The following is a 23,174-nucleotide window of genomic DNA, read 5'->3' on the forward strand; positions in this document are numbered from 1 at the left end:
CCGACCGCCGTGCCGGGCCCCGGCCCCCGTCCGCGACAACCTGCCGGAAAGCCCATGACCACGATTCTGCGCATGGCCGGAAGACGGCTTCTGACCCTGCCCCCGCTCCTGCTGGGCATCACCCTGTTCGTCTTCGTGATCCTCCAGTTCTCGCCCAACGACCCCGCGTACAACGCGCTCGGCGAAGGCTCCACCGAGTCCGCCCGCGCGGCGTTCGCCGCCGCGCACGGCCTCGACGACCCGCTGATCGTGCGCTACTTCCGCTTCCTCGGCGACCTGTGCACGGGAGACCTCGGGATCACGGCGCCGCCCGGCAAGCCGGTCGCCGACATGATCGGCACCGCGTTCCCGCTGACGCTCCAACTCACGCTGCTCGGCCTGCTGTTCGCGGTGGTCGCGGCACTCGTGCTGGGGATCACCGCGGCGCTGTTCCGGGACCGGTGGCCCGACCAGGTCATCCGCGTCCTGTCCATGGCCGGCATCGCCACGCCGTCGTTCTGGCTCGGCATCCTGCTGATCCAGCAATTCGCGATCCGCTGGGGCTGGTTCCCCACCGGCGGCTACGTCAACCCGGTCGACGGGCTGGGGGAGTGGCTGCGCAGCCTGACCCTTCCCGCGCTCGCGCTCGCCGTCCCCGTCGGAGCTTCGCTCACCCGCATCGTGCGCACCTCCATGGTCGAGGAACTCGACCGCGACTACGTGCGCACCGCCACCGGCAACGGCCTGCCCCCGCTGGTCGTCGTCGGCCGCAACGTGCTGCGCAACGCGCTCATCACCCCGTTGACCGTGCTCGGCCTGCGGGTGGGCTACCTGCTCGGCGGCGCCGTCGTCATCGAAGCGATCTTCAGCCTTCCCGGCATGGGCACGCTCATCCTCAACGGGGTCACCTCCGGCGACGTCGCCCTCGTCCAAGGCACGGTCCTCACCATCGCCGTCTCGTTCGTGGTCGTGAACTTCCTGGCCGACCTCGCCTGCCTGCTCGCCAACCCGCGCCTGAGGGGGGCCTGACCATGCCGAAGACAACCGTTCCGGCAGCCGCGGCACCCGTGGCACCCGGCGGTCCCGTGGTCCGGCAGGGCCTGACCGCCCGGCTGTCCCGTCCGGGCATCAAGCTGCGCCGCATGTCGCTGCCGGCCCGCATCAGCCTCGCCGCCCTGCTCCTGCTGTCCCTGGCCGCCCTGCTCGCGCCGTGGATCGCCCCGCACGACCCGCTCGCGTCCGGCACCCCCGCGCTGGGCCCGTCCGGCGACCACTGGTTCGGCACCGACCGGGCCGGGCGCGACATCTTCTCGCGCGTGCTGTCCGGCGCCCGCTGGTCGCTCGCCATCGGCATCGGCGCGACCGCACTCGCGCTGGTCTGCGGCGCCGCCCTCGGCGCCCTCGCCGCCACGTCGCGGCGCTGGGCCGACGAAGGCATCATGCGGCTCCTCGACGTGGTCATGGCGTTCCCCGGCATCGCGCTGGCCGCCGTGTTCGTCACCGTCTTCGGCAGCTCGCTGACCGTGATCATCCTGACCATCGCGTTCCTCTACACCCCGTCGCTCGCCCGCGTGGTCCGCGCCAACGTCCAAGCCCAGTACGGCGAGGACTACGTCGCCGCGGAACGGGTCATCGGCGCGCGCCGCCCGCACATCCTGATGCGCCACGTCGCCGTCAACTGCGCTGCACCGATCCTGGTGTTCGCGACCGTCATGGTCGCCGACGCGATCGTCTTCGAAGCCAGCCTGTCCTTCATCGGCGCGGGCGTGCCCGAACCCGACCCGTCCTGGGGATCCGTCCTCGCCTACGGCAAGACGCTGGTGCTGTCCGGCGGCTGGTGGGCGACCTTCTTCCCCGGCATGGCGATCCTGCTCACCGTGCTGGCACTGAACGTGCTCGCGGAAGGCGTCTCCGACGCGTGGGCAGCGCCGTCCGGAACCGGCTCCGCGCCCCGCCCGGACATCCGCGTCGCCGACACGGACGCCGCCCTCGCCGCACCCGAGCCCGCCGAACTCGCCGAGAGGCTCGCCGCGGCCGCCGCCCGGCACACCGACCGCGACGTGCCCGACGTGCCGCCCCTGCTGTCCGTACGCGACCTGACGGTGCGCTTCCCGGACCGCCACGACGGAGTGCGCATCGTCGACGGCGTCGGCTTCGACGTCCGCCCCGGCGAGACCGTCGGACTCGTCGGTGAATCCGGCTGCGGCAAGAGCCTCACCAGCCTCGCCGTCATGGGGCTGCTCCCGCGGGGCGCCGAAACCGGCGGTGAAATCCTGTTCGACGGCCGCGACCTGCTCACCCTCGCCCCGCGCGAACGCCGCGCCCTCCTCGGGCACGACATCGCCATGATCTACCAGGACGCGCTCAGCTCGCTGAACCCGGCGATGACGATCCGCGCCCAACTCACCCAGCTCACCCGGCGCGGCGGCACCCGGACACCCGCCGACCTCCTCGAACTCGTCGGCCTCGACCCGGCGCGCACGCTGCGCGCGTACCCGCACGAACTGTCGGGCGGACAGCGCCAGCGCGTACTGATCGCCATGGCCCTGTCCCGCGCCCCGCGGCTGATCATGGCCGACGAGCCCACCACCGCACTCGACGTCACCGTGCAGGCCCAAGTCGTCGACCTGCTCGTCCGGCTGCGCGACGAACTCGGCTTCGCCCTGGTGCTGGTCTCCCACGACCTCGCGCTGGTCTCCGACCTCGCGGACCGCGTCGTCGTGATGTACGGCGGCCAGGTCGTCGAGACCGCGCGCACCGGGGAACTCCTGCGCTCGCCGCGCCACCACTACGCACGGGGCCTTCTCGGTTCGGTGCTCTCCTTGGAAGCCGGGGAAGAGCGCCTGCACCAGATCCCCGGGGTCGTCCCGCCCCCGTCGGCCTTCGGGCCCGGCTGCCGCTTCGCCAACCGGTGCCGCGCGGCGACGGACCTGTGCCGCGACACCGCGCCGGTGCTGGACGGCGACCTGCACACGCATGCCTTGGCCTGCCATCACCCGGCCGCCGTGCCCACCCCCGTCGGAGGAGGATCATGACAACCGGAGCACCGCACGCGCCGCTGCTGACCCTGGACGACGTGCACGTCCGCCACCCGGTGCCGGGACCCCGCCTCTTCTCGAAAGCGCACGTGCACGCCTTGACCGGCGCGCACGTGGAGGTCCGCCAAGGCGAGACCATCGGCGTGGTCGGGGAATCCGGCTGCGGCAAGTCGACGCTCGCCCGCGTCCTGGTCGGCCTTCAGCGACCCACCGACGGCACGGTGGCCTTCGAAGGCACCGATCTGTGGCACATGCCCGCGCGACGGCGCGCCGCCGAATTCGGAGCCGCGGTCGGCGTGGTCTTCCAGGACCCGGCCACCGCGCTCAACCGGCGGCTGACCGTCCGCCAGGTCATCCGCGACCCGCTCGACGTCCACGGCCGCGGCACCCGCGCTCAGCGCGAGGACCGCGTCAGCGAGGTCATGGGCTTGGTCGGGCTTCCGCCGAGTGCGGCGGACGCGCTGCCCGGGCAGCTGTCCGGAGGCCAGCGCCAACGCGTCGCCATCGCCCGCGCGCTCGCCCTGGAGCCCCGCGTGGTGGTCGCCGACGAACCGACGTCCGCACTGGACGTGTCGGTCCGCGCACAGATCCTCAACCTGCTCCACGACCTCAAGGAACGCCTCGGCCTGGGCCTGGTGTTCATCTCGCACGACATCCAGACCGTGCGGCACCTCGCCGACCGCATCGTGGTCATGTACCTCGGTCGGATCGTCGAGGAAGGACCGGTCGAGCACGTCACCCGGACACCACGCCACCCCTACACCGCGGCCCTCTTCTCCGCCGCGCCCGCGCTGCTCGGCGGCACGGAGCGGATCCCGCTGCACGGGCCGCTGCCGTCGGCGGTCAACCCGCCGGAAGGCTGCCCGTTCCGCACCCGCTGCTGGCGCGCCGACGAGACGTGCGCAACCGACCCGCCCGACATGGCGGGCGCCGTGGACGCCCACCGCTTCCGCTGCCACCACCCCGTCGAGCCGTGATCCACGGCCGCACCGGACTCCCGCCGGGGCCGCACCGCCCGCCGCGGTGACCCGGCCCCGGTGGGCCCGTGCCGTGCCCCGCCCGTCCGGCGGCCCACGCATTCATTCCGCTATCGAACCCATCCCCGCAAGGAGCACGTTCCGCATGGCCAGCACCACGCCGTCCCTCTTGAGCGGCGTCGTCCCGCCCGTCTGCACCCCGCTCACCCCCGACCACGAGATCGACGCCCGGTCGCTCGAACGCCTCATCGCACACCTCCTCGACGGCGGCGTGGACGGCCTGTTCTTCCTCGGCTCCTCCAGCGAGGTGGCCTTCCTCCCGGACACCCACCGGGCCCGCGTCCTGGAGATCGCCGTCGGCGCGGTCGCCGGCCAGGTGCCGGTCGTCGCCGGCGTCATCGACACGGCGACGATGCGCGTCGCGGCGCACATCCAGGAGGCCGCGAAGGCCGGAGTGGACGGCGTCGTCGCGACCGCGCCGTTCTACACGCGGACCCATCCCGCCGAAATCGAACGGCACTTCCGCCTGCTGCGCGCGGCGACGGAACTCCCGATCATCGCCTACGACCTGCCGGTCTCAGTGCACAGCAAGCTCGGCGGCGACCTCCTCGCGCGGCTCGCCGCGGACGAGGTCATCCAGGGCGTCAAGGACTCCAGCGGCGACGAAGGCGGATTCCGCCGACTGCTCCTGGCGACCGCCGAGACCCCCGGCTTCTCGGTCCTGACCGGATCCGAACTGACCGTCGACACAGCCGCGTTCATGGGCGCACACGGTGTCGTCCCGGGCCTCGGCAACGTCGACCCGCACGGCTACGCCCGACTGTGGGACGCCGCGCGCCGCGGCGACATGGCCGCGGCCCGCGCCGAACAGCAGCGGCTGATCGCCCTGTTCGGGCTGGTCGACGCGGGCGCGGCGGAGCGCATGGGCCGAGGCTCGTCGGCACTCGGCGCCTTCAAGGCCGCGCTGCACCTGCGCGGCATCATCGACCACCCGGTGACCGCGCCCCCGCAGATCCCGCTGGACGCCGCCGAGGTCGCGACGGTGCGCGGGTACGTCGAGCGCGCGGGACTGCTCGGCTGATGCCGGAGGGAGCAAACGCCGTCGGATGCGGTACCGGCGGTCGCACAGCAGCTGGTCGGTCGGCCGCCGGGCCGACCACCGGCCCGATCGGCTGGCCGCGCATCGGCGTCGACGTCGGCGGCACGAAGATCGCCGCCGGACTCGTCGGCCCGGACGGCTCCGTGCGGTTCGCCCGCACCTGTCCGACACCGGCCCAGGCCGGGCCCCGGGCGGTCCTGGACGCGGTCCGCGACGCCGCGGAGGGGGTCCGCACCGCCGCCGCGGGCCCGGTCGCGGGGATCGGTGTCGGCGCCCCGGGCGTGGTCGACGCCTCGGCCGGAACCGTGCTCTCGTCGACCGCCTTGCTGTCCGGCTGGGCGGGGACGCCGATCCGCGCGTACCTCCGCGCCGCCTTTCCCGGCCTTGCGGTCGCCGTGGACAACGACGTCAACGCGATGGCGCTGGGCGAACTTCGCTTCGGCGCGGCGTCCGGACTCGACTCGGTGCTGTATGTCTCGGTCGGCACCGGCATCGGCGGCGCGTACGCGATCGAAGGCCGCCTGGTGCGCGGCGCCCACCACGCGGCCGGCGAGATCGGCCATCTCGTGGCATCCGGCTCCCGCACGTGCAGTTGCGGCGGCACCGGGCACGTGGAGTCGGTCGCGAGCGGGCCGGCGATCGAAGCGGCCTACGCCGAGGCATGCGGGGCGTCCGGCCCGGCCGGGGTGTCGGCCGAACTCGTGGGGCTCCGGGAGATCGTGCAGCGCGCGGACGCGGGTGATGTGGTCGCCGCTGCGGCCATCACCGGCGCGGCGGAGGTCCTCGGCACCGTTCTGGGCGGCCTGACCTGCGCGTTCGACCCGGAAGCGGTCGTCCTGGGCGGGGGAGTGGCGGGCATCGGCGCGCGCTTCACCGCACCCCTCGACCGTGCGCTGCGCCGCGGCCTGCTCCCCACGATGGCGGAACTTCCGCTCCTTCGCGCGGCGTTGGGGACCAACGCGCCCCTTGTCGGCGCCGCCGCACTGCTCGACGACACGGATATCACCGCACCCCCCGGCACGCCCGCCGACGACGCCGAAACCGACGCCGAAGCCGAGACCGCTGCCGACGCCGAAACCGCCGCACACGGTGCCGCGATCGCTACGAACGAGGAACGTCCCTGATGCACCCCCTCCTGGAACGCCTGCGCGGCGGCCTGATCGTCTCGGTGCAGGTCCACCGCCCCGACGACCCCCTGCGGAATCCGGACGCCATGGCCCGTATGGCCGGTGCCGCGGTCGCGGGCGGCGCGGCCGCCATCCGCTGCGGCGGCATCGGTGGCCCGGACGACGTGCGCGCCATCAGTGCCGCGGTCGACGTGCCGGTGATCGGCTTGTGGAAGGACGGACGCGAGGGCGTATACATCACGCCCACCGCCCGCCACGTCCACGAAGTCGCCGACGCGGGCGCGCACATCATCGCGGTCGACGGCACCCGCCGACCGCGCCCCGACGGGCGGAGCCTCGCCGACTCGATCGCCGCCGTGCACGACCGCGGGCTCGTGGCCATGGCCGACGTGGGCACCCGCGGCGACGCGCTGGCCGCGGTGGCGGCGGGCGCCGACGTGGTCGCCACCACGCTGTCCGGCTACACCCCCGACAGCCCGCCGGGCGACGGGGGCCCCGACCTCGACCTGGTGCGCGTGCTGGCTTCCGAACTGCCCGTGCCGGTCGTCGCGGAAGGCCGCTACCACCAGCCGGAGCACGCCGCGGCGGCGATCGCGGCGGGAGCGTACGCGGTCGTCGTCGGTACCGCCATCACGTCCCCCGGCTGGCTCACCGCGCAGTTCAGGAAGGCGCTGCCTGCCCTGCCCGCCGCCGCCCCGGTCCGTGATGCCGACCGTACGGAGGCCGACGCATGACCGCCGCCGTCCCCGAAGCGGGTTCCGGCGCCGTGCGGGGCGCCGTCATGACCCGGGAGATCGCGGAGCAGCCCGCCGTGCTGGCCCGGATTCTGGAGCGTGGGCTGCCGGACATCCGGGCCGCCGCGGAGGCCATCCGTGCCGCGCAACCCCGCTTCGTCGTGTTCGCCGCGCGCGGCACGTCCGACAACGCGAGCCTCTACGCCAAGTACCTCGTCGAGATCCTGCTCGGCCTGCCCGCCGGACTGGCGTCGATGTCCACCATGACGACGTACGGGGCCCGACCACGCCTCCACGGCACGCTGTTCGTGACCGTCAGCCAATCGGGCGGCTCGCCGGACTTGATCGAGTCGACCCGCGCGGCCCGCGAGGCCGGGGCGCTGACCCTGGCGGTCACGAACAACCCGGACAGCGCACTCGCCTCTGCTGCGGACCTGCACCTGGACGTGCTCGCGGGGCCCGAACTCGCGCTGCCCGCCACCAAGACGTACACCGCCGAACTGCTCACTCTGTACCTCCTCGTGGACGCCGTCCGCGGCGGCACCGGGGACTTCGCGCGCGGCATTCCGAGTGCGGCAGCCGAGGTCCTCGCGCGCGGCGGCGAAGTACGCGACCATGCCCGCGAGTACCGCTTCGCCGACCGCCTCGTGCTCACCTCGCGGGGATACGGCTACCCGACCGTGCGCGAAGCCGCCCTGAAGGTCATGGAGACGAGCTACCTGCACGCGCAGGCCTTCTCCGGCGCGGACCTGCTGCACGGGCCACTCGCCATGATCGACGGGGATGCGCCGGTCATTGCCGTGGTCCCCGACGGCGCCGGGGGCCGCGCCCTGGCACCCGTCCTGGACCGCCTTCGTGCGGCCGGCGCCCGCACGGCACTGCTCGGACCTCCGGACGGGTTCTTCCCGCTGCCCGTCCGGCTGTGCGAGGAAGTGCAGCCAATCGTGCAGATCCTCCCGCTGCAAACACTCGCCTGCGAGATCGCCCTCGACCGCAACCTCGACCCCGATGCACCCCGCGCCCTGGCCAAGGTGACCCGGACACGCTGACCCGCTCCGCACCCGGCGATGCGCACGGCCCGGCGGACACGACTCTGCCCGTATGCGCGGAGGCAATCCACGCCCCCCCGGCCCGGTCAAAAACGGTTGACCCGTCGCTCTAGGGTTGCGGAAGCAAGCAGAAACCGGATCAGGGATGTCGAAAGGGTGGCGACCATGGCTGCGGAACAGCCCGGTGCCGACGAGGCCGCGCGGGCGGCCGGATTGGTCGCGGCACAGGACAAGGCCGCTGCGCTGTTCGCGGAGGTCGCCGCCCGCAACCTGGTCGCCCCCGGGGTCGGCGAGCGCGAGGCAAGCGACCGGATCCGGGACCTGGCGAACGAGATGTTCGGGACCACGAAGCACTGGCACAAGCGGATCATTCGCTCGGGCCCGAACACCCTCGCCCCCTACCAGGAAAACCCGCCGGACCGGGTCATCGGCCCCGACGACATCGCGTTCGCCGACTTCGGCCCGATCTTCGAGGAGTACGAGGCGGACTTCGGCCGCACCTACGTCTTCGGCAACGACCCGCACAAGCACCGGCTCGCGGCCGACCTGCCGCGCATCTTCGACGCCGGCCGCGCCTCGTTCGCCGCCGACCCGCACATCACCGGCAGAGAGCTGTACGCGCAGGTCGAGCGCCTCGCCGCGGACGCGGGTTGGGAGATCGGCATCTGGCACGCCGGCCACCTGGTCGGCGAGTTCCCCCACGAAACGGTCGACGGCGACAAAGCGGCGTCCTACATCAACCCGGACAACCCCGACCCGCTGCGCCGCACCGACCGGAACGGCCGGATCTGCCACTGGATCCTCGAACTCCACCTCGTCGACCGCGACCGCGGCATCGGCGGCTTCCACGAGCAGCTGCTGGACCTCGCCTGACGCGGCCGGGGTACCGGCCACCACCCCTCAACCCGCATAGTCGAAAAGGGCACACGGCGCGAACCACCCGGAGCGTTCCGCCCCCGGCCGGACCACTCGGGCAGGCGGGTCGCCGACGGCCGGGCCGAAGCCGGGACCAGGCATCCGTGGGAATACGCGGTGGTGGCGTCCGTCCCACGGGGCCGTGCGAGTGCCAAGTCGACGTGCTGGTGGCGTAGTTAGCCTGTCTTCGTCCATTCCTTGCAGCCGCGGCTTTGGAACGCGCCGTCGCTCTTGGAGATGGTGACGGTGACGGAGCCGTCGGAGATGTTGTTGGTGATGATCGCCCCGAAGTCGCCGGATGTGTCTTTCAGGCGCGCGTAGTAGCAGCCGTTGTTGCCGGTGGACTTGTAGGTGCCGGGTTGGATGTCGTCGCCGACGGTGTAGGTGCCGTCCCCGGGGATGGTGGCCTTGGCGGGCGCGGCGCTGGTCGCGGGTGCAGTGCTGGTCGCGGGTGCGGCGGGTGCTGGGGCCTGGCTGGTGGCCGGTGCGGGTGCGTCCTTCGGCGGCGGCGCGGTGACGGTGACGGTGACGGTGACGGTCGGCTGCGGGGCTTCGGCCGCTGCGTTCTGCTTGTCGTCGTCCTTCTTGCTGCCGCCGCCTGCTGCGACGCCGATGCCGAAGGCGATGACGCCGACGAGTGTGTAGCGGACCCAGCTCTTGCCGAGGATGCGGCGGATACCGCCTGGTCGGGGCTGCGGGTTCGGGGGTTGCGGCGGGTAGTTGGGTTCGGGGTATAGCGGGTTGGGCTGCACCGTGCCTCCGTGTGTTCGGGGTTCGGGCAGGCAGGGGCCGTCGCATGCCTGGTTTTGGGCGTGCGTGTATGGCGGATCGATTTTGCTCGGGGTCCCCACCCTGTGGTTGCCAAGCTTGGCGTGAATGGGTGTGCGCCGTAGGGCCTTTGGCGAGATTCGATGCCTACGGCCGCCGCGTTTGCCGTGGATCACGATGCCCGACCTGCGGCACCGGGCCCTTGTTCGCGTGATGTGCCGGAGTGTGCGGAGTCAGGGGCTGCGTCGCCTCCGCACCGGTCAACTCCCTTGCCGTGGGGTGCGGCTGAGATGGGTCCGCAAAGCTGTGCGAAGCCGCAGCGGCTCTCTGCTGTTTCGTCCCGCCGGACGGGCAACGACTGCCATGCTGTGGCACGCTGCCGTTCCCTCGGCGGCGGGGGTGGGGAAAGGGGCACGCTCTTGTTCGACGACTGGAAGAGAATGGAACGGGCCGTCGGCCGCCGCACCGTGGTGCGTTACGGCATGGTCGGGCTGCTCGGCATGGCCGCGGCCGCGTGCGGCTCAGGCGGCGGGAAGTCCGACAAGGCGGCCGACGGCTCGGTCGGCCCGGCGGGCGCGCCACCGACGACGTTGGCCGGACACGCCGTCGAGGCGTTCGTCCGCGGCACATGGAACCTGAGCATCACGCCCAAGCCGAACTACGACTACACCACGCTCACCGTGGCGGACGGACGCTGGAGTATGACGACCCCGCCGGAGGCCGAGGACGGCACCGGCACCCCGCGCATTCGCGAGGAGTCCGGCGCCTACTCGCTCGCCGCGGGGGCGCTGACCGTCACCAAGGACGAAGACACGGACACGGACATCCGTGCCACGGGCGTTCCCGGCCAGGTCGCCGACTCCGCCAAGGCCACGGTCACCTGGATGTACGGGGAGGAGCGCGGGGCACGCGGCACGTTCCCGGTGGACGTCACATGGGACGGCACGACCCTCACCGCCCGCAGACCCGACGCCGGCCGTGGGGAGGACTTCGTCCTCAAGGCCACCCGGGCCTGACGGCCGACACGGCCGCAGCCCCCTTACGGCCCTTCGGCAAGGTGCATGCCGGTTCTCCAGCAGGAGGCTTCGGGGTGATCCACGTTCAGGAAGCCGACGGCTGGCGGCACCGGACTGTGCGTCATCCATGTCGAGGACAAACGCGGTGCTGCGGAACCGCGTGAGCTCTGGAACCCGGACCGGTGGTCAGACCGGTCCGTAGAGAGCGCTTTCGGCGCCTGTGGCCAATGCCCAGTAGCGGTCTCCGTACGACCAGTGCCACCACTCGGGCGGGTAGTTCACGAACCCGGCGTCGCCCATCGCCACCGCCAGAAGCCGTCGGGCCCGGCGTGCGTTGTCGGAGATGCCTACCGCATCCATGGGACACGAGGCCTCGGCGCCGAAGCGGTGCCCGTTGACCGGGCCGCCCATGTCCAACTCCGCGCCGCTGTCGCCCACGAGCGTCACGTCGACCGCCGCCCCGGCGCAATGCGGGGCCACCTCGACCGGGGACACGAATGCGCTCGTCCGTACCCGTAGTTCCGCGGGGTCCGTGACGCCTGACTGCCGCAGCTTGTCCGCGTAGGTGTCGAACCGACGCTGTTGTTCCGCCCGACTGCGACGCCCCTCGATGACGAGGAGCGCCGTGTGGGCAGGCAATGCGGCCGCGACCAACTTCAGCCGGTCCAACACGCCGGACCGCACCTGGCCCCACACTCCGTGGATGTCCTTCTCTCGGTCGTCCAGGCGGAGGGACGCAACGTCGGTGACCTGAACAAGCGGCTCACCGCACTCACGGACAGGAACGGACCGCACCCGCGGATCGCTGAGCAGGATCATGAACGAACAACCTACCCAGCACGCGTCAGCGGAGGAGCACGCCGCGTTGATCGCGTCGCAAATCGGCTATCCCACAAGGGCTGCGAGCCCATTGGCTCTCGCCATGACGGGTCTGGGCCCGAGAGACGCGGCGGGTGGCCCCGTCCGATCGCTCGGCTACAGTCACCCGACCACAGGCGATGACGGTGATTCGGGCGGGGTACGCGATGAGTGGTGTCGGAGTTGATTGGCTGGAGGACTCGACGTTCCTTGAGTTCGGCTACTGCGTCACGTTCGCGCGGGGGTTGGACGCTGTCGAGCTGCTGCGACGCATGGGCTGCGACGTGGCGACAGCGGCGATGAAGACCCGGATCGACGCCAACCACTGGATCGAGGATCTCCTTGACGACGGCCACCCGGACGTCGGGGACAAGGAAAGGGTGATCCGTGCCGGCGAGTCCGACGGCTGGGCCTTCGCGGTCGAGGATGGCGGGACCCGCGGCATCGACGAAGAGGTGCTTGCCGAGGTATCGGCAGGCACCGTCGCGACGAGTATCTTCCGCAACGTCAACGCGGTGACGGTGTTCAGCTATGCGGAGTCCGGGCTCGTGGTGTGCCAGTACGAGTCACCGCTCCAGCGTGGTGGCAGTGACCCCGACCGGCTGGTGCCGGAGCTGATCCGTGCGGGGGTGTTGTTTCCGGACGGGGATATGCCCGATCTCGGGATCGCCGAGGAGCAACGGCTGACCCTGCGGATGATGCACGCCGAATTCGGCGTCACGCTGCCGCGAGAGACCGTCGAGGACGGCGAACTGCTCGCGGCCATGTTGTGAGGTCGGACGAGTCCGGGCAGCCGCTCGATGTTCTGCTGAGGCTCTTGACCCTCACGTGACGTCAGGTTGGATAGTCGGTGCCGTGGAGGATCACTGGACCGTGGGACGCGTGGCCGAGCGGGCCGGCGTGAGCGTCCGCACGCTGCATCACTACGACGAGATCGGGCTCGTGCGTCCTTCGGCGCGGACCCCGGCCGGCTACCGGGCCTACGCGCCGGGCGACGTGGAGCGGCTGCGGGAGGTGCTGGCCTACCGGCGGTTGGGCTTCGGGCTGCGGGAGATTGCGGAACTGATCGGCGACCCGTCCACCGACGCGGTCGCGCACCTGCGCCGACTGCGCGGCTTGCTGCTGGAGCGGCGTGATCGCGCCGCTGCCATGGTGGCGGCCATCGACAGGGAACTTGCGGCGCGGGCGAAGGGATTGAACGTGACGCCGGAGGAGCAACTGGAGATGCTCGGCGTACGGCTCTACGACGCGATCGGCGGCGCCTACACCGCGACACGGCGTACCGAACCGCGGATCGCAGCGCAGATCTGGGACGCGCTCGGGGATGCGCAGACCGTGTTGAACGTCGGCGCCGGCACCGGCTCCTACGAGCCCGCGGATCGCGACGTGACCGCGGTGGAACCGTCGGCGGTCATGCGGGGGCAGCGGCCTGCCGGCTCGGCGCCGTGCGTGGCGGCCGCTGCGGAGAACCTGCCGTTCGAGGACCGGTCCTTCGACGTCGCGATGGCTGTCTCCACCGTTCACCACTGGGAGGACCCGATAGCGGGGCTGCGCGAGATGCGGCGCGTGGCCCGCCGCGTGGTGGTGCTCACCTTCGACACCGACGAGCCCGGATGGCAGGACCGGTTCTGGCTTACCCGCGACTACCTGCCCGAGTTCGCCGCCGTCCTCGCGCAATTCCCGTCCCTGGCCGGGATGGCCGACGCGATCGGCGCCCGCGCTGAGCCGGTGCCCATCCCGTGGGACTGCGCCGACGGCCTGTTCGAGGCGTACTGGCGTCGGCCGGGGGCGTACTTGGAGGATCACGTTCGCCGTGCGATGTCGGTGTGGACCAGGGTCGGGGCTCAGACCGAGCAGCGGGCGGTGCGAAGCCTCAGCGAGGACCTCGACTCCGGTCGATGGGCCGAGCGCAACAGCGACCTTGTCGACCTTGCCGCGGCAGACCTCGGTCTCCGCCTGCTCGTAGTCTGAACCGCCCACAGGGTGATGGTGTTGTAGGCAGGACAGGATCGGCGGCGTGGCCCGGCCTGCCCAGGTCGATCGCCCACGAGCTCCGCGGGTTGATCTGTGCACGCTTGTCCACGCATCGCAGGCTGGTCGGTGCTCGACGGCGACGCGGGCCCGATGCGGGCTGTCTTCGGGTCCGGGTGCGTATCGTCGGTGTAGGGAAAAGCGGATACGTGAGGGCAACAGCGGGCCGGGTTGACTGCCGGGATGTTCTGTTGTGAATCGGCTCCCGTGGCGGCCTGGGCTCTGCGCTGGGATCGGAGGGCGCGGGTATGGCGCTGAGGGTTGCGCGGATCAGTGCTGCCGCGCATCTGGGGTTCGTGCGGGGGCGGCGGTCGGTCAGCTTTCTGCAGACGCCGGGGTGGGGCCGCGTCAAGACCGAGTGGCGCAGCGAGTCGCTCGGCTGGTTCGACGGCGGGAAGTTGGTCGGCGCAGGGCTCGTGTTGCATCGACCCGTCCCTCGGTTCGAGCGGTTCACGTTGGCCTACGTGCCGCAGGGGCCGACGATCGACTGGGCGGGTGACATCGCCGCGTGGCTCGACCCATTGGCGGTGTGTCTCAAGGCGGATGGGGCGTTCGCCATCCGGCTCTGTCCGCCGGTGCGTACGGACACCTGGAACGCCGCCGTGGTCAAGGACGGGATTGCCGCTCCTGGGGTCAGGCGGCTCGCCGAGGCGGCCGGTGGGCGCGTCGACGCGGTCGGCAGCCGCGTGGCGCGGTGGCTGGGGGACGCCGGTTGGCTGCCGCAGAGTCCGGAGGACGGATTCGGTGTCGGGCAACCGCAGTTCACCTATGAGATCCCGTTGGCGGGGAGGACGGAGGACGACCTCCTCAAGGGGATGAATCAGGTCTGGCGCCGCAACATCAAGAAGGCGGAGAAGGAGGGAGTGGAGGTCACGGCCAGGAGGGTGGGCCGTGGCGGCGCCGACGGCGGTGCGTTCGGGGCGGAGCTCAAGGCGTTCCACGAGCTGTACGTGCACACGGCCGAGCGCGACCACTTCATGCCGCGTCCGCTGCGCTACTTCGCGACCATGTTCGCCGAGATGGGCGCCGAGGACCCGGAGCGCATCAAGCTCTATCTCGCCCGTCACCAGGGCGACTTGGTCGCGGCGACCATCCTGGTCCGGGTCGGCGGCCACGCGTGGTACACCTACGGGGCCTCCTCCACCGCAAAGCGCGAGGTGCGCGGCTCCAACGCGTGCCAGTGGGCGATGATCCCCGATTCGCTGGCGGCCGGCTGCGACGTGTACGACCTGCGCGGCATCACCTCCACCCTCGACGCGGACGACCCGCACGTCGGCCTGATCCGTTTCAAGGTCGGGACCGGCGGCCAGGCGGTGCGGTATGTCGGCGAGTGGGATTTGCCGCTGCGGCCGATGGTCTACCGGGCCTTCGACCTGTACATGCGGCGCCGATCGGGCTGAGGCCGACCGGGGCGGGGAGGGAGCATCCACGGCATCGCGCCCTGCCCAGCCCACGTGTGCCTTGCGGCATCGCGTCTACTCCCATCCCCACGCCTCTTCCGCAACCAACCCTCTTCCCCAACTAATCGAGTGCAGCCGCCACTTCTTCGAGGCGCGCGCCGCGGGAGGCCTTGATCAGCACCACGTCCCCGGCGGCGAGGTGAGCGCGCAGCCAGCCCACTGCCACGTCGTTGTCGTCCAACGGCACCGCCCGTACGCCGGCGCCCTCCGCGATCGGGCGGGCGGCTGCGCCGACCGTGACCACCGTGTCGGCACGCGACGCGGCGTACTTCCCGACCGCGAAGTGCTCCGCGTCGCTTGCCTCGCCGAGTTCGAGCATCTCGCCGAGAACGGCGATACGGCGCCTGCCCTCGACCGCCGCCAGTGCGTCCAAGCCGGCGCGGGTCGAGTCGGGGTTGGCGTTGTAGGAGTCGTTGAGCAGCACCGCACCGCCGGCCAGCCGACGCGGTTCCACGCGCCACTTGGACACTGACGCACCCGCCAACGCCACTGCTGCTTCGTCGAGGGATACGCCGGCCGCCAGGCCCGCAGCCACGGCGGCTGCCGCGTTGAGCGCCTGGTGAGCGCCCACAATCCGCAGCCTGACGGGAGCCGAGGCGCCCGCGGTCCGCAGCGTGAACGACGGACGGCCGCACCGATCCAGCGACAGGTCGTGGACGCGAACGTCGGCGTCCTGTGCCCGGCCGAACGTCAGCACCGGTCCGCCGGTGAGCGTCCGCATCGCGGCGACGCGCGGATCGTCGGCGTTGAGGACGGCCGCCCCGCCGGCCGCGAGCCCCCGTACCAGTTCTCCCTTGGTCCGGGCGATGGCCGCACGCGAGCCGAACTCGCCGAGGTGGGCTTGCCCGACGTTGAGGACGACGGCGATATCGGGGGCGGCCAAGCCGGTGAGCGCCGCGATGTCGCCTTCCCGGCGGGCTCCCATCTCCAGGACGAGGAACCGCGTGGCCGCGCCCGCGCGCACCATGGTGAGCGGCACGCCCAGCTCGTTGTTGAACGAGCCGGCCGTGGCGATCGTCGGCGCGGCGCTCGCCAGCACGGCCGCCAGCAGGTCCTTGGTACTGGTCTTGCCCTGCGAGCCGGTGACCCCGGCTACCGTCAGCCCGCCGCGCAGCCGCGCCACGACGTGGACGGCGAGCGCCTGCAGCGCAGCCCGGACATCGACGACGACCACCGTCGGCAGCGTGGTGCGCCGGGAGCCGAGCACCGCCACGGCGCCCGCTCGGCCCGCCTGTTCGGCGAAGGCATGGCCGTCGGCGTGTTCGCCTGCGAAGGCGACGAAGAGGCTGCCCGGTGTTGCCTGTCGGCTGTCGAGGACGGCGGGTGCGGTCACGGTTACGGCATCCACGTCGGCCACGAGGCCGGGCACGGCCGTACCGCCGACGATATCGGCGATCTCCCGAAGAAGGAGCGGGAGGACTCCTGGGCTCGGAGCGGCCGCCGATTCGGACTTGGCGAGGGGGACGGCGGTGTGGGTGGGCTTTTCTCTGGAGGTCATCCCTCCAGACAATTCGCCATGGTGTTGTGGGTTCGTATGCGGTTTTCGATACACCGCGGATATGGGGTCGAGCCCGCGCCCGAAATTCGGTGTAAGCCCCGCCCGGCGCTACGCGAAAGTAACTTATGGTCGGCGTATCCGGAATCCCATACGGGGCGACAACGCTCCACCGGCTGGACTGAGTGCATGGCCCACCGCGAACCCCGCGAACCAGCACTGCCAACTATCCGCCGTACCCGATCGCCGGCGCCCTCTCGCCCCGTCACGACGACGGGAATCACCGTCTACGGATGCGAGCCGGACGAGGCCGCCTTGTTCCGGAAGTTGGCGCCGCGCTTCGGCATCACCCCGACCGTCACCGGCGAACCGGTGTCCGAGGCCAATGCCGACCTGGCGCACGGAAATCGATGCATCAGCATCGGCCACAAAACCCGGGTCGAGAACTCGGCGTTGCTTGCGCTCGGTCGCGCCGGCGTTGCCTACATCTCCACGCGAAGTATCGGATACAACCATATCGATGTGGCGTACGCGAAGAGCCTCGGTATTTCCGTGGAGAACGTCGCGTACTCGCCCGACAGCGTGGCCGACTACACCCTGATGCTCATCCTGATGGCGGTACGCCACGCGAAGTCCACCATTCGGCGCTCGGATCTCCACGATTACCGGCTGCACGACGCGCGTGGGAAGGAACTCCGCGACCTGACCGTCGGCGTCGTCGGCACCGGGCGCATCGGCACGGCGGTCGTGACCAGGCTGCGCGGTTTCGGGTGCCGCGTACTGGCGTACGACACTCGCCCGACGTCCGCTGCGGATCACGTTCCGCTCGACGAACTCCTGCGGGTAAGCGACATCGTCACGCTCCATACACCGCTCACCGCCGACACGCGGCACCTCCTCGGTCGCCGCCGTATCGGCCGGATGAAGCCCGGCGCATTCGTCGTCAATACCGGACGCGGGGCTCTCCTCGACACCGAAGCCTTGGTTTCGGCGCTGGAAAGCGGCCGATTGGGCGGTGCGGCCCTGGACGTCCTGGAAGGCGAGGAAGGAGTCTTCTACGCCGACCGGCGAGCCACCCCGTGGGCGGGATCGACGTTGGCGCGATTGCAGCAGATGCCGAACGTGGTCATCAGCCCGCACACCGCTTACTACACGGAGCACGCCCTCTGCGACACCGTGGAGAACTCCCTCGCCAATTGTCTGGCATTCGCGCACGAGCACGGCAATCGCAGCGATCGACGAAAGGACGTACAGCCATGACCGGCAGCCTCAAAGTCGGCATCCTTTTCGGGGGATGCTCCGAAGAGCATGACGTTTCCGTCAAATCCGCCCGCGAGGTCGCACGGAACCTCGCCGCCGCCACCTACGAGCCGTTCTATGTCGGGATCACCCGAAGCGGCGCCTGGAAGCTGTGCGACGGCCCGCATGAGGACTGGGAGAACGGCGATGGCCGGACGGCTGTCCTGTCGCCGGACCGAAGCGCGCCCGGCCTGCTCGTTCTGGCGGACGGAAAGTACGAAACGATCGGCCTCGACGTCGTCTTGCCCGTGCTGCATGGCAAGTTCGGTGAGGACGGTGCCGTGCAGGGCCTCCTGGAGCTGTCCGGCATCCCCTATGCGGGGTGCAACGTCCCGAGTTCCGCGCTGTGCATGGACAAATCCCTCGCGTACCTCGTCGCCGGGAGCTCCGGAATCGCCACCCCGAATTTCCGGATCGTCACGGGAGACGAACCCGCGGACGCGCACGGCCTGAACTATCCCGTTTTCGTGAAGCCGGCCCGTTCGGGGTCGTCGTTCGGGGTCGGCAAGGTGTCCTGCGAAGCAGACCTGCCGGAAGCTCTGGAGTCGGCACGCCGGTATGACACGAAGGTGCTGATCGAGGAAGCCGTCGCCGGGAAGGAAGTGGGATGTGCGGTCCTGGGCGACGGCAGGTACGTGACGGTCGGCGAGGTGGACCATATCGCGCTCTCCCACGGATTCTTCCGGATCCATCAGGAAAGCGCGCCGGAAAGCGGTTCGGAGAACTCGACACCCGTCGTCCCCGCGGACATTTCGCCGGACGAGCGCGCGCTCGTCAGGGAGACGGCGCAGGCCGTTTACCGGGCCCTGGGCTGCCGCGGCCTGTCGCGCGTGGACATGTTCCTCAAGGACGACGGCACGGTGGTCCTCAACGAGGTCAACACCCTTCCCGGCCTGACCTCGTACAGCCGCTTTCCGCGCATGATGGCGGCTGCGGGACTGCCGCTCGCCGAGGTGATCGACCGGCTGCTGTCGTCGGCTTTGGAGGGGGCGGGCCGGTGAAGGACGATTTCGTTTTCGTGGACGAGCAGGTACCCGGAATCCGCTGGGACGCCAAGTATGCGACCTGGGACAACTTCACCGGCACGCCGGTGGACGGTTATCAGGTCAACCGGATAGTCGGCACCACCGCGTTGTGTGCCGCTTTGGAACGGGCGCGCGAGAAGGCCGCCTCCCTGGGCTTCGCCCTGCTGCTGTGGGACGGCTACCGCCCGCAACGCGCTGTCGACTGCTTTGTCCGCTGGTCGCGACAGCCGGACGACGGCCGGACGAAGCGGCGGCACTACCCGAACATCACCAGGCCCGGGATGTTCGCCAAGGGATACGTCGCCGCCAAATCCGGCCACAGCCGGGGCAGTACCGTCGACCTCACGCTCTATCACCTGGGTTCCGGCGAACTCGCGCCCATGGGCGGCGGCCACGACCTGATGGACCCGGTCTCCCACCACGGAGCGCCCGGAATCACGCCGGAGGAGGCGCGGAATCGTGATTGCCTCCGCGCGGTGATGGAGAGCTGCGGCTTCAGCGCATACGACTGCGAGTGGTGGCATTACACGCTCAACGGCGAACCGTACCCGGACACCTATTTCGACTTCCCCATCGCGTAGTCGCGCCACCCATCCGAAGGCACCCCTCGCGCAGGGGACCGAACCCGGGCCGCTATCCGCGGCCCGCCGCCTCGGGTTCGGCCCCCGGCCGCGCGTCGATGCGGTAGCCGACGCCCGGCACCGTGGCGATGATCCACGGTTCGCCGAGTCGCTTGCGTAGCGCCGAGACGGTGATACGCACGGCGTTGGTGAACGGGTCGGCGTTCTCGTCCCACGCGCGTTCCAGCAACTCTTCGGCGCTGACGACGCCGCCCTCGGCGGTGACGAGGACGTCCAGCACGGCGAACTGCTTCCTGGTCAGGGCGACATAACGGCCGTCCCGGTAGACCTCGCGGCGGAACGGGTCGAGCCGCAGGCCCGCGATCTCGCGTACCGGGGGCCTGTTGTGGGCGCGTCGGCGGTCGAGCGCCCTGAGCCGGAGCACCAACTCCCGGAGTTCGAACGGCTTGGTGAGGTAGTCGTCGGCGCCCAGCTCGAATCCCGAGACCTTGTCGTCGAGACGGTCGGCTGCGGTGAGCATGAGGATCGGCATGCCGCTGCCGGAGGCGACGATGCTCGCGGCGATCTCGTCACCGGTCGGCGCGGGCACGTCGCGGTCGAGTACGGCGATGTCGTAGCTGTTGATACTCAGCAGCTCCAGGGCGGTGGTTCCGTCACCCGCGACGTCGGCCGCGATGGCCTCCAGACGCAGGCCGTCGCGGATGGCTTCCGCCAGATAGGGCTCGTCCTCGACGATCAACACGCGCATGCTTCTCGATGGTACGAGCCGCCGCATATCGCCCGCGTATGCAAAACCCCATACGTGCCGGCAGCGCCGCATCGCCTTGGACCACGCCGCCGTACGAACCTCGATCCGGAACTGATCAGGACGTGCCCTGCCGACCGGCGGCCGCAGGAAGGGCGACCGTGACGATGAGGCCTCCGGTGGGGAGGGGGGTGAGGTCGAGTGTCCCGTCGTGGGCCCGCACGATGCTGTGCACGATGGCCAGTCCGAGGCCGACGCCGGCGTGGTCGTCGGTGCCGGCCCGGGTGCGTTCGGCGCCGCGCCGGAACGGTTCGGTGAGCGTCGGCACCAGATCCGGCGACAGCGGCCGCCCCGTGTTCTCGACGGACAACAGGGCGCTGCCGTCCCGCAATCCGGTGCGGACGGTCACGGTGCCGCCCGCGGGAAGGTTGTGGACGATGGCGTTCTGGACGAGGTTGGTGGTCATCCGCGCGACCAAGGCCGCGGAGCCGAGCGCGAGTGCCCTGTCGCCGGTGACCTCGAGCGTGAGTCGCCGCTTTTCGGCGAGCGGAAGCAGCGTTTCGGCGGCTTCTTCGGCGATGAGGGACAAGTCGACGGGTCCGCGGTCGATGTTCGTACGGTCGCTGCGGCTGAGCAGCAGGAGGGCTTCGGTGAGTTCGATCGCCCGCGCGTTGACGGCATGCAGGCGTTCGATGATCTCACCGACGTCCCGCGTGGGGTCGTTGCGGGCCACGTCGAGCAGCGTCTTGGAGATCGCCAACGGGGTGCGGAGTTCATGCGACGCGTTGGCGGCGAATCTGCGCTGCTCGCCGACATGGGATTCCAGCTGCTCGAGCATGGTGTCGAACACGTCGGCGAGTGCGTGGAATTCGTCGGCGCGGCCCTGCATGCGGATCCGGTGCGACAGCGACCCGTTCGCGGCCATCCGGGCCGCGTCGGCGATCCGGGTCAGGGGCGCCAGCATCCGGCCGGCCAGGAACCACCCCCCGACCAGGCCGAACACCACGAGGAAGCCCAGCGCGATACCGGCGGCGGGGATGAAGCCGCGCAACAGGACGGGGCGGCTGGGCCCGGTGATGATCAGGACGGCGCCGACCTCTTTGTAGTCGTCGGGGTCGTTGCGGCTCGGCACCCAGCGCAGTACGAACACCCAGAACACGGCCAGCATCAGTGTTCCGGCGAGAACGACGAAGCCGGCGTAGCTGAGCGTGAGCTTCAGCCGGGTGCTGAGTCCGGGTCGTCGGTCGACGGGCCTCTCTGGGCGCAGGCGGGACTCGTCCTCCAGGCTGGGCACGCGCATAGCGGGAGCCTAGGCAACGGGACGTATCGCCGCCGTATGCACAACGCGGCTGCGCCGCCTGGTACCGACAGGTCGACCGGCCGTGTTATCGGGCGGAAGGGGCGCGGTTCGCGCGGGGTGTGGAGCAGGGGCTGTCGAGGAGCCCGGCCATGGCGTCGACGAGGTGCTCGACGACGTCTGCGTCGTCGATGCCGCCGTGAGCCGTCCAAGGGGCGCGGGCGCGGTCGAGGTTCGCAAGCGCGCGGACGGTGGATTCGGCGGCGAGCGCGAAGCGGAACCAGCGCACAGCCTCGGGGATGTCCGGCAGAGCCCGTTCGAGCAGGGGCGCGAACTGCTTGTGCTGGGGCTGGAAGGCCGCGGTGGTCATCGCGCGCAGCTCCGGCGAGGCGCCCTGGATCACGACGATGAACGACAGGTACGCGCGGCGGGTACCGCGACCGTCGAGCGCCATCGCGGCGAGCGGCCGCACCCAGGCTTCGGCGATGTCGCGGGAGGTGACCGTGTCGCGGCGCATCGCGGCGTCGAACAGCGGACGTCGGCATTCGGCCATCTCTTCGACGCGGCGCTCGACGAGGGCTCTCACGAGGTCGTGTTTCGACCCGAAGTGGTAGCGGACGGCGGCCACGTTCGCCCCGGCGGCATCCGTGATGGCCCGGACCGACGCGGCTTCGATGCCGCGGGTGGCGAAGATGCGCTCCGCGGCATCCAGGAGCCGGGTCGACGTGTCGTCACGCTCGCGGAGAGTGCGGTCGCCTGGCATGGCCACACCATAAGGCAAAAACGGTCGTTTCAAAATTTAAAACGATCGATTGACAGTGCATCGGGGTGGAGCTACGTTCCCGCCCATGGCAACCTCACTGACTGTCACTCCCCTGGGGAGTTCGTTTGGTGCGCGTGTCCTCGGCGCCGACCTGCGCTCGGCACCGTCGGACGAGTCCGCCGACGAGATCAAGGCGTTGCTCGACGAACACCTGGTGCTCGTGTTCCCCGGTCAGTTCCTCGACGACACCCAGCACTTGGCGTTCGCCCTCGCGTTCGGCCGGCCCTACATCCACCCCGCGGCGCGTGTCATGGGGCGCACCGAAGCACGGGTCGAGCACATCGTCGACAGTGTGGACCAGCCGCCGTACCAGGACCGGTGGCACACCGACGTCAGCTGGGATGTCGAGCCCCCGACGTACGGCACCCTGCGGGCCTGCGAGATCCCGCCGCGCGGCGGGGACACGATCTGGGTCGACATGCGCGCCGCGCACGACGCGCTGTCGCCGCTCATGCAACGGCTGATCGCGGACCTCGAAGCCTGGCACGACATGGGCGCGGGACGGTCCTTCGCCGGCAAGGCCGGCGAAGATGTCGCCTTGCGCATGCGCGAGTTGTACCCCGGGGCGACGCACCCCGTCGTCGATGTGCATACGGGCAGCTCGCGGCGTTACCTCAACGTCAACAAGGAGTTCACACGGCGCATCCTGGGGATGACGCCGGACGAAAGCGAGGGTGTGCTGCGTGTGCTGGTCGACCACGCCGCCAACCCCAACTTCCAGATGCGCCACAGCTGGACGCTGGGCGACCTGGTGATCTGGGACGAGCGCTGTACACAGCACTTCGCGGTCGCCGACTACCTGCCCGCCCGACGCGAAATGGCCCGCGCCGCCGTACGCGCCGCGAGCTGACCGACGGG

At 70.8% G+C, this 23,174-nt stretch carries 22 protein-coding genes; 16 read left to right on the plus strand and 6 right to left on the minus strand.

Annotated elements, in window-relative coordinates; genetic code table 11:
• Window positions 1-54 precede the first annotated feature (54 nt).
• The 8 genes from ACPA54_RS33420 (at window position 55) to ACPA54_RS33455 (ending at window position 8,876) form a co-directional block, all read left to right on the plus strand.
• A complete protein-coding gene (locus tag ACPA54_RS33420; protein ID WP_423535473.1) occupies window positions 55-1,008 on the plus strand; it encodes an ABC transporter permease in 954 nt (317 codons plus the stop codon).
• A 113-nt stretch (window positions 1,009-1,121) separates the two neighbouring features.
• Window positions 1,122-3,014, plus strand: a complete 1,893-nt coding sequence (locus ACPA54_RS33425; protein WP_423535577.1) for a dipeptide/oligopeptide/nickel ABC transporter permease/ATP-binding protein — start codon at window positions 1,122-1,124, stop codon at window positions 3,012-3,014.
• The gene (locus tag ACPA54_RS33430) at window positions 3,011-3,994 is read left to right on the plus strand and encodes an oligopeptide/dipeptide ABC transporter ATP-binding protein (protein WP_423535474.1); all 984 of its coding nucleotides are present in this window, start codon (window positions 3,011-3,013) and stop codon (window positions 3,992-3,994) included. Before ACPA54_RS33425 ends, ACPA54_RS33430 begins: the two co-directional genes overlap by 4 nt.
• Before the next feature lie 145 nt (window positions 3,995-4,139).
• Window positions 4,140-5,075, plus strand: coding sequence for a dihydrodipicolinate synthase family protein (locus ACPA54_RS33435; RefSeq protein ID WP_423535476.1), 936 nt, complete (start codon window positions 4,140-4,142; stop codon window positions 5,073-5,075).
• Entirely contained in the window at window positions 5,075-6,217 is a 1,143-nt protein-coding gene (locus tag ACPA54_RS33440; RefSeq protein WP_423535478.1) for an ROK family protein, read from the plus strand. The genes ACPA54_RS33435 and ACPA54_RS33440 overlap by 1 nt, the downstream gene beginning before the upstream one ends.
• Window positions 6,217-6,954, plus strand: coding sequence for an N-acetylmannosamine-6-phosphate 2-epimerase (locus ACPA54_RS33445; RefSeq protein WP_423535480.1), 738 nt, complete (start codon window positions 6,217-6,219; stop codon window positions 6,952-6,954). The genes ACPA54_RS33440 and ACPA54_RS33445 overlap by 1 nt, the downstream gene beginning before the upstream one ends.
• The gene (locus ACPA54_RS33450) at window positions 6,951-8,003 is read left to right on the plus strand and encodes an SIS domain-containing protein (protein WP_423535482.1); all 1,053 of its coding nucleotides are present in this window, start codon (window positions 6,951-6,953) and stop codon (window positions 8,001-8,003) included. The genes ACPA54_RS33445 and ACPA54_RS33450 overlap by 4 nt, the downstream gene beginning before the upstream one ends.
• 165 nt (window positions 8,004-8,168) lie before the next feature.
• Entirely contained in the window at window positions 8,169-8,876 is a 708-nt protein-coding gene (locus ACPA54_RS33455; protein ID WP_423535484.1) for a M24 family metallopeptidase, read from the plus strand.
• 218 nt (window positions 8,877-9,094) lie between these two features.
• On the opposite strand, the gene ACPA54_RS33460 is transcribed toward ACPA54_RS33455, so the two are convergent.
• Complete coding sequence (locus ACPA54_RS33460; RefSeq protein ID WP_423535486.1) at window positions 9,095-9,670, minus strand: Rv1352/Rv1906c domain-containing protein; 576 nt, start codon at window positions 9,668-9,670, stop codon at window positions 9,095-9,097.
• Window positions 9,671-10,126: 456 nt separating this feature from the next.
• Here ACPA54_RS33460 and ACPA54_RS33465 point away from each other — a divergent pair, with 456 nt between their 5' ends.
• Window positions 10,127-10,702, plus strand: coding sequence for a hypothetical protein (locus ACPA54_RS33465; RefSeq protein ID WP_423535488.1), 576 nt, complete (start codon window positions 10,127-10,129; stop codon window positions 10,700-10,702).
• 186 nt (window positions 10,703-10,888) lie between these two features.
• Here ACPA54_RS33465 and ACPA54_RS33470 read toward each other — a convergent pair whose 3' ends face one another.
• Window positions 10,889-11,521 carry a M15 family metallopeptidase gene (locus ACPA54_RS33470; RefSeq protein WP_423535490.1) on the minus strand — a complete coding sequence of 211 codons (633 nt, stop codon included), beginning with the start codon at window positions 11,519-11,521 and terminating at the stop codon, window positions 10,889-10,891.
• Window positions 11,522-11,700: 179 nt separating this feature from the next.
• Between ACPA54_RS33470 and ACPA54_RS33475 the strand changes: the two genes are divergently transcribed.
• From ACPA54_RS33475 to ACPA54_RS33485, 3 genes are all read left to right on the plus strand, one after another.
• On the plus strand, window positions 11,701-12,333 hold the full coding sequence (locus ACPA54_RS33475) for a DUF6461 domain-containing protein (RefSeq protein ID WP_423535491.1): 633 nt from the start codon (window positions 11,701-11,703) through the stop codon (window positions 12,331-12,333).
• A 100-nt stretch (window positions 12,334-12,433) separates the two neighbouring features.
• Window positions 12,434-13,531 (plus strand): MerR family transcriptional regulator, encoded by a 1,098-nt coding sequence (locus tag ACPA54_RS33480; RefSeq protein WP_423535579.1) that lies wholly within the window; start codon window positions 12,434-12,436, stop codon window positions 13,529-13,531.
• Between the two features lie 308 nt (window positions 13,532-13,839).
• A complete protein-coding gene (locus ACPA54_RS33485; RefSeq protein WP_423535493.1) occupies window positions 13,840-14,991 on the plus strand; it encodes a lipid II:glycine glycyltransferase FemX in 1,152 nt (383 codons plus the stop codon).
• A 121-nt stretch (window positions 14,992-15,112) separates the two neighbouring features.
• Here the strand turns inward: ACPA54_RS33485 and ACPA54_RS33490 are convergent, their stop codons facing one another.
• Window positions 15,113-16,549, minus strand: a complete 1,437-nt coding sequence (locus tag ACPA54_RS33490) for a UDP-N-acetylmuramoyl-tripeptide--D-alanyl-D-alanine ligase (protein WP_423535495.1) — start codon at window positions 16,547-16,549, stop codon at window positions 15,113-15,115.
• A 186-nt stretch (window positions 16,550-16,735) separates the two neighbouring features.
• Between ACPA54_RS33490 and ACPA54_RS33495 the strand changes: the two genes are divergently transcribed.
• The 3 genes from ACPA54_RS33495 to vanX are packed head-to-tail and all read left to right on the plus strand — an operon-like array spanning window position 16,736 to window position 19,451.
• On the plus strand, window positions 16,736-17,806 hold the full coding sequence (locus ACPA54_RS33495) for a D-isomer specific 2-hydroxyacid dehydrogenase family protein (RefSeq protein WP_423535496.1): 1,071 nt from the start codon (window positions 16,736-16,738) through the stop codon (window positions 17,804-17,806).
• Window positions 17,803-18,846 (plus strand): D-alanine--(R)-lactate ligase, encoded by a 1,044-nt coding sequence (gene vanA, locus ACPA54_RS33500; protein WP_423535497.1) that lies wholly within the window; start codon window positions 17,803-17,805, stop codon window positions 18,844-18,846. Before ACPA54_RS33495 ends, vanA begins: the two co-directional genes overlap by 4 nt.
• A complete protein-coding gene (gene vanX, locus ACPA54_RS33505) occupies window positions 18,843-19,451 on the plus strand; it encodes a D-Ala-D-Ala dipeptidase VanX (RefSeq protein WP_423535499.1) in 609 nt (202 codons plus the stop codon). Before vanA ends, vanX begins: the two co-directional genes overlap by 4 nt.
• Before the next feature lie 52 nt (window positions 19,452-19,503).
• On the opposite strand, the gene ACPA54_RS33510 is transcribed toward vanX, so the two are convergent.
• From ACPA54_RS33510 to ACPA54_RS33520, 3 genes are all read right to left on the minus strand, one after another.
• Window positions 19,504-20,199: a response regulator transcription factor gene (locus ACPA54_RS33510; protein ID WP_423535501.1), complete on the minus strand. Its 696-nt coding sequence runs from the start codon at window positions 20,197-20,199 to the stop codon at window positions 19,504-19,506.
• A gap of 115 nt (window positions 20,200-20,314) precedes the next feature.
• Window positions 20,315-21,496, minus strand: coding sequence for a sensor histidine kinase (locus tag ACPA54_RS33515; RefSeq protein WP_423535502.1), 1,182 nt, complete (start codon window positions 21,494-21,496; stop codon window positions 20,315-20,317).
• Window positions 21,497-21,581: 85 nt separating this feature from the next.
• Window positions 21,582-22,256: a TetR/AcrR family transcriptional regulator gene (locus ACPA54_RS33520; RefSeq protein ID WP_423535503.1), complete on the minus strand. Its 675-nt coding sequence runs from the start codon at window positions 22,254-22,256 to the stop codon at window positions 21,582-21,584.
• A gap of 85 nt (window positions 22,257-22,341) precedes the next feature.
• Between ACPA54_RS33520 and ACPA54_RS33525 the strand changes: the two genes are divergently transcribed.
• On the plus strand, window positions 22,342-23,166 hold the full coding sequence (locus tag ACPA54_RS33525; protein ID WP_423535504.1) for a TauD/TfdA dioxygenase family protein: 825 nt from the start codon (window positions 22,342-22,344) through the stop codon (window positions 23,164-23,166).
• Window positions 23,167-23,174: the final 8 nt, after the last annotated feature.

It is taken from the genome of Uniformispora flossi, from assembly GCF_049534875.1.
GTDB classification, from domain to species: domain Bacteria; phylum Actinomycetota; class Actinomycetes; order Streptomycetales; family Streptomycetaceae; genus Yinghuangia; species Yinghuangia aomiensis.

Coding starts and splice junctions, on each gene's coding strand:
- ACPA54_RS33440 (WP_423535478.1), top strand. CDS start 5,075: ATGCCGGAGGGAGCAAACGCCGTCGGATGCGGTACCGGCGGTCGCACA.
- ACPA54_RS33450 (WP_423535482.1), top strand. CDS start 6,951: ATGACCGCCGCCGTCCCCGAAGCGGGTTCCGGCGCCGTGCGGGGCGCC.
- ACPA54_RS33455 (WP_423535484.1), top strand. CDS start 8,169: ATGGCTGCGGAACAGCCCGGTGCCGACGAGGCCGCGCGGGCGGCCGGA.
- ACPA54_RS33435 (WP_423535476.1), top strand. CDS start 4,140: ATGGCCAGCACCACGCCGTCCCTCTTGAGCGGCGTCGTCCCGCCCGTC.
- ACPA54_RS33495 (WP_423535496.1), top strand. CDS start 16,736: ATGGCCCACCGCGAACCCCGCGAACCAGCACTGCCAACTATCCGCCGT.
- ACPA54_RS33420 (WP_423535473.1), top strand. CDS start 55: ATGACCACGATTCTGCGCATGGCCGGAAGACGGCTTCTGACCCTGCCC.
- ACPA54_RS33475 (WP_423535491.1), top strand. CDS start 11,701: ATGACGGTGATTCGGGCGGGGTACGCGATGAGTGGTGTCGGAGTTGAT.
- ACPA54_RS33430 (WP_423535474.1), top strand. CDS start 3,011: ATGACAACCGGAGCACCGCACGCGCCGCTGCTGACCCTGGACGACGTG.
- ACPA54_RS33425 (WP_423535577.1), top strand. CDS start 1,122: ATGTCGCTGCCGGCCCGCATCAGCCTCGCCGCCCTGCTCCTGCTGTCC.
- ACPA54_RS33485 (WP_423535493.1), top strand. CDS start 13,840: ATGGCGCTGAGGGTTGCGCGGATCAGTGCTGCCGCGCATCTGGGGTTC.
- ACPA54_RS33510 (WP_423535501.1), bottom strand. CDS start 20,199: ATGCGCGTGTTGATCGTCGAGGACGAGCCCTATCTGGCGGAAGCCATC.
- ACPA54_RS33490 (WP_423535495.1), bottom strand. CDS start 16,549: ATGACCTCCAGAGAAAAGCCCACCCACACCGCCGTCCCCCTCGCCAAG.
- ACPA54_RS33470 (WP_423535490.1), bottom strand. CDS start 11,521: ATGATCCTGCTCAGCGATCCGCGGGTGCGGTCCGTTCCTGTCCGTGAG.
- ACPA54_RS33515 (WP_423535502.1), bottom strand. CDS start 21,496: ATGCGCGTGCCCAGCCTGGAGGACGAGTCCCGCCTGCGCCCAGAGAGG.
- ACPA54_RS33520 (WP_423535503.1), bottom strand. CDS start 22,256: ATGCCAGGCGACCGCACTCTCCGCGAGCGTGACGACACGTCGACCCGG.
- ACPA54_RS33465 (WP_423535488.1), top strand. CDS start 10,127: ATGGAACGGGCCGTCGGCCGCCGCACCGTGGTGCGTTACGGCATGGTC.
- ACPA54_RS33445 (WP_423535480.1), top strand. CDS start 6,217: ATGCACCCCCTCCTGGAACGCCTGCGCGGCGGCCTGATCGTCTCGGTG.
- ACPA54_RS33525 (WP_423535504.1), top strand. CDS start 22,342: ATGGCAACCTCACTGACTGTCACTCCCCTGGGGAGTTCGTTTGGTGCG.
- vanA (WP_423535497.1), top strand. CDS start 17,803: ATGACCGGCAGCCTCAAAGTCGGCATCCTTTTCGGGGGATGCTCCGAA.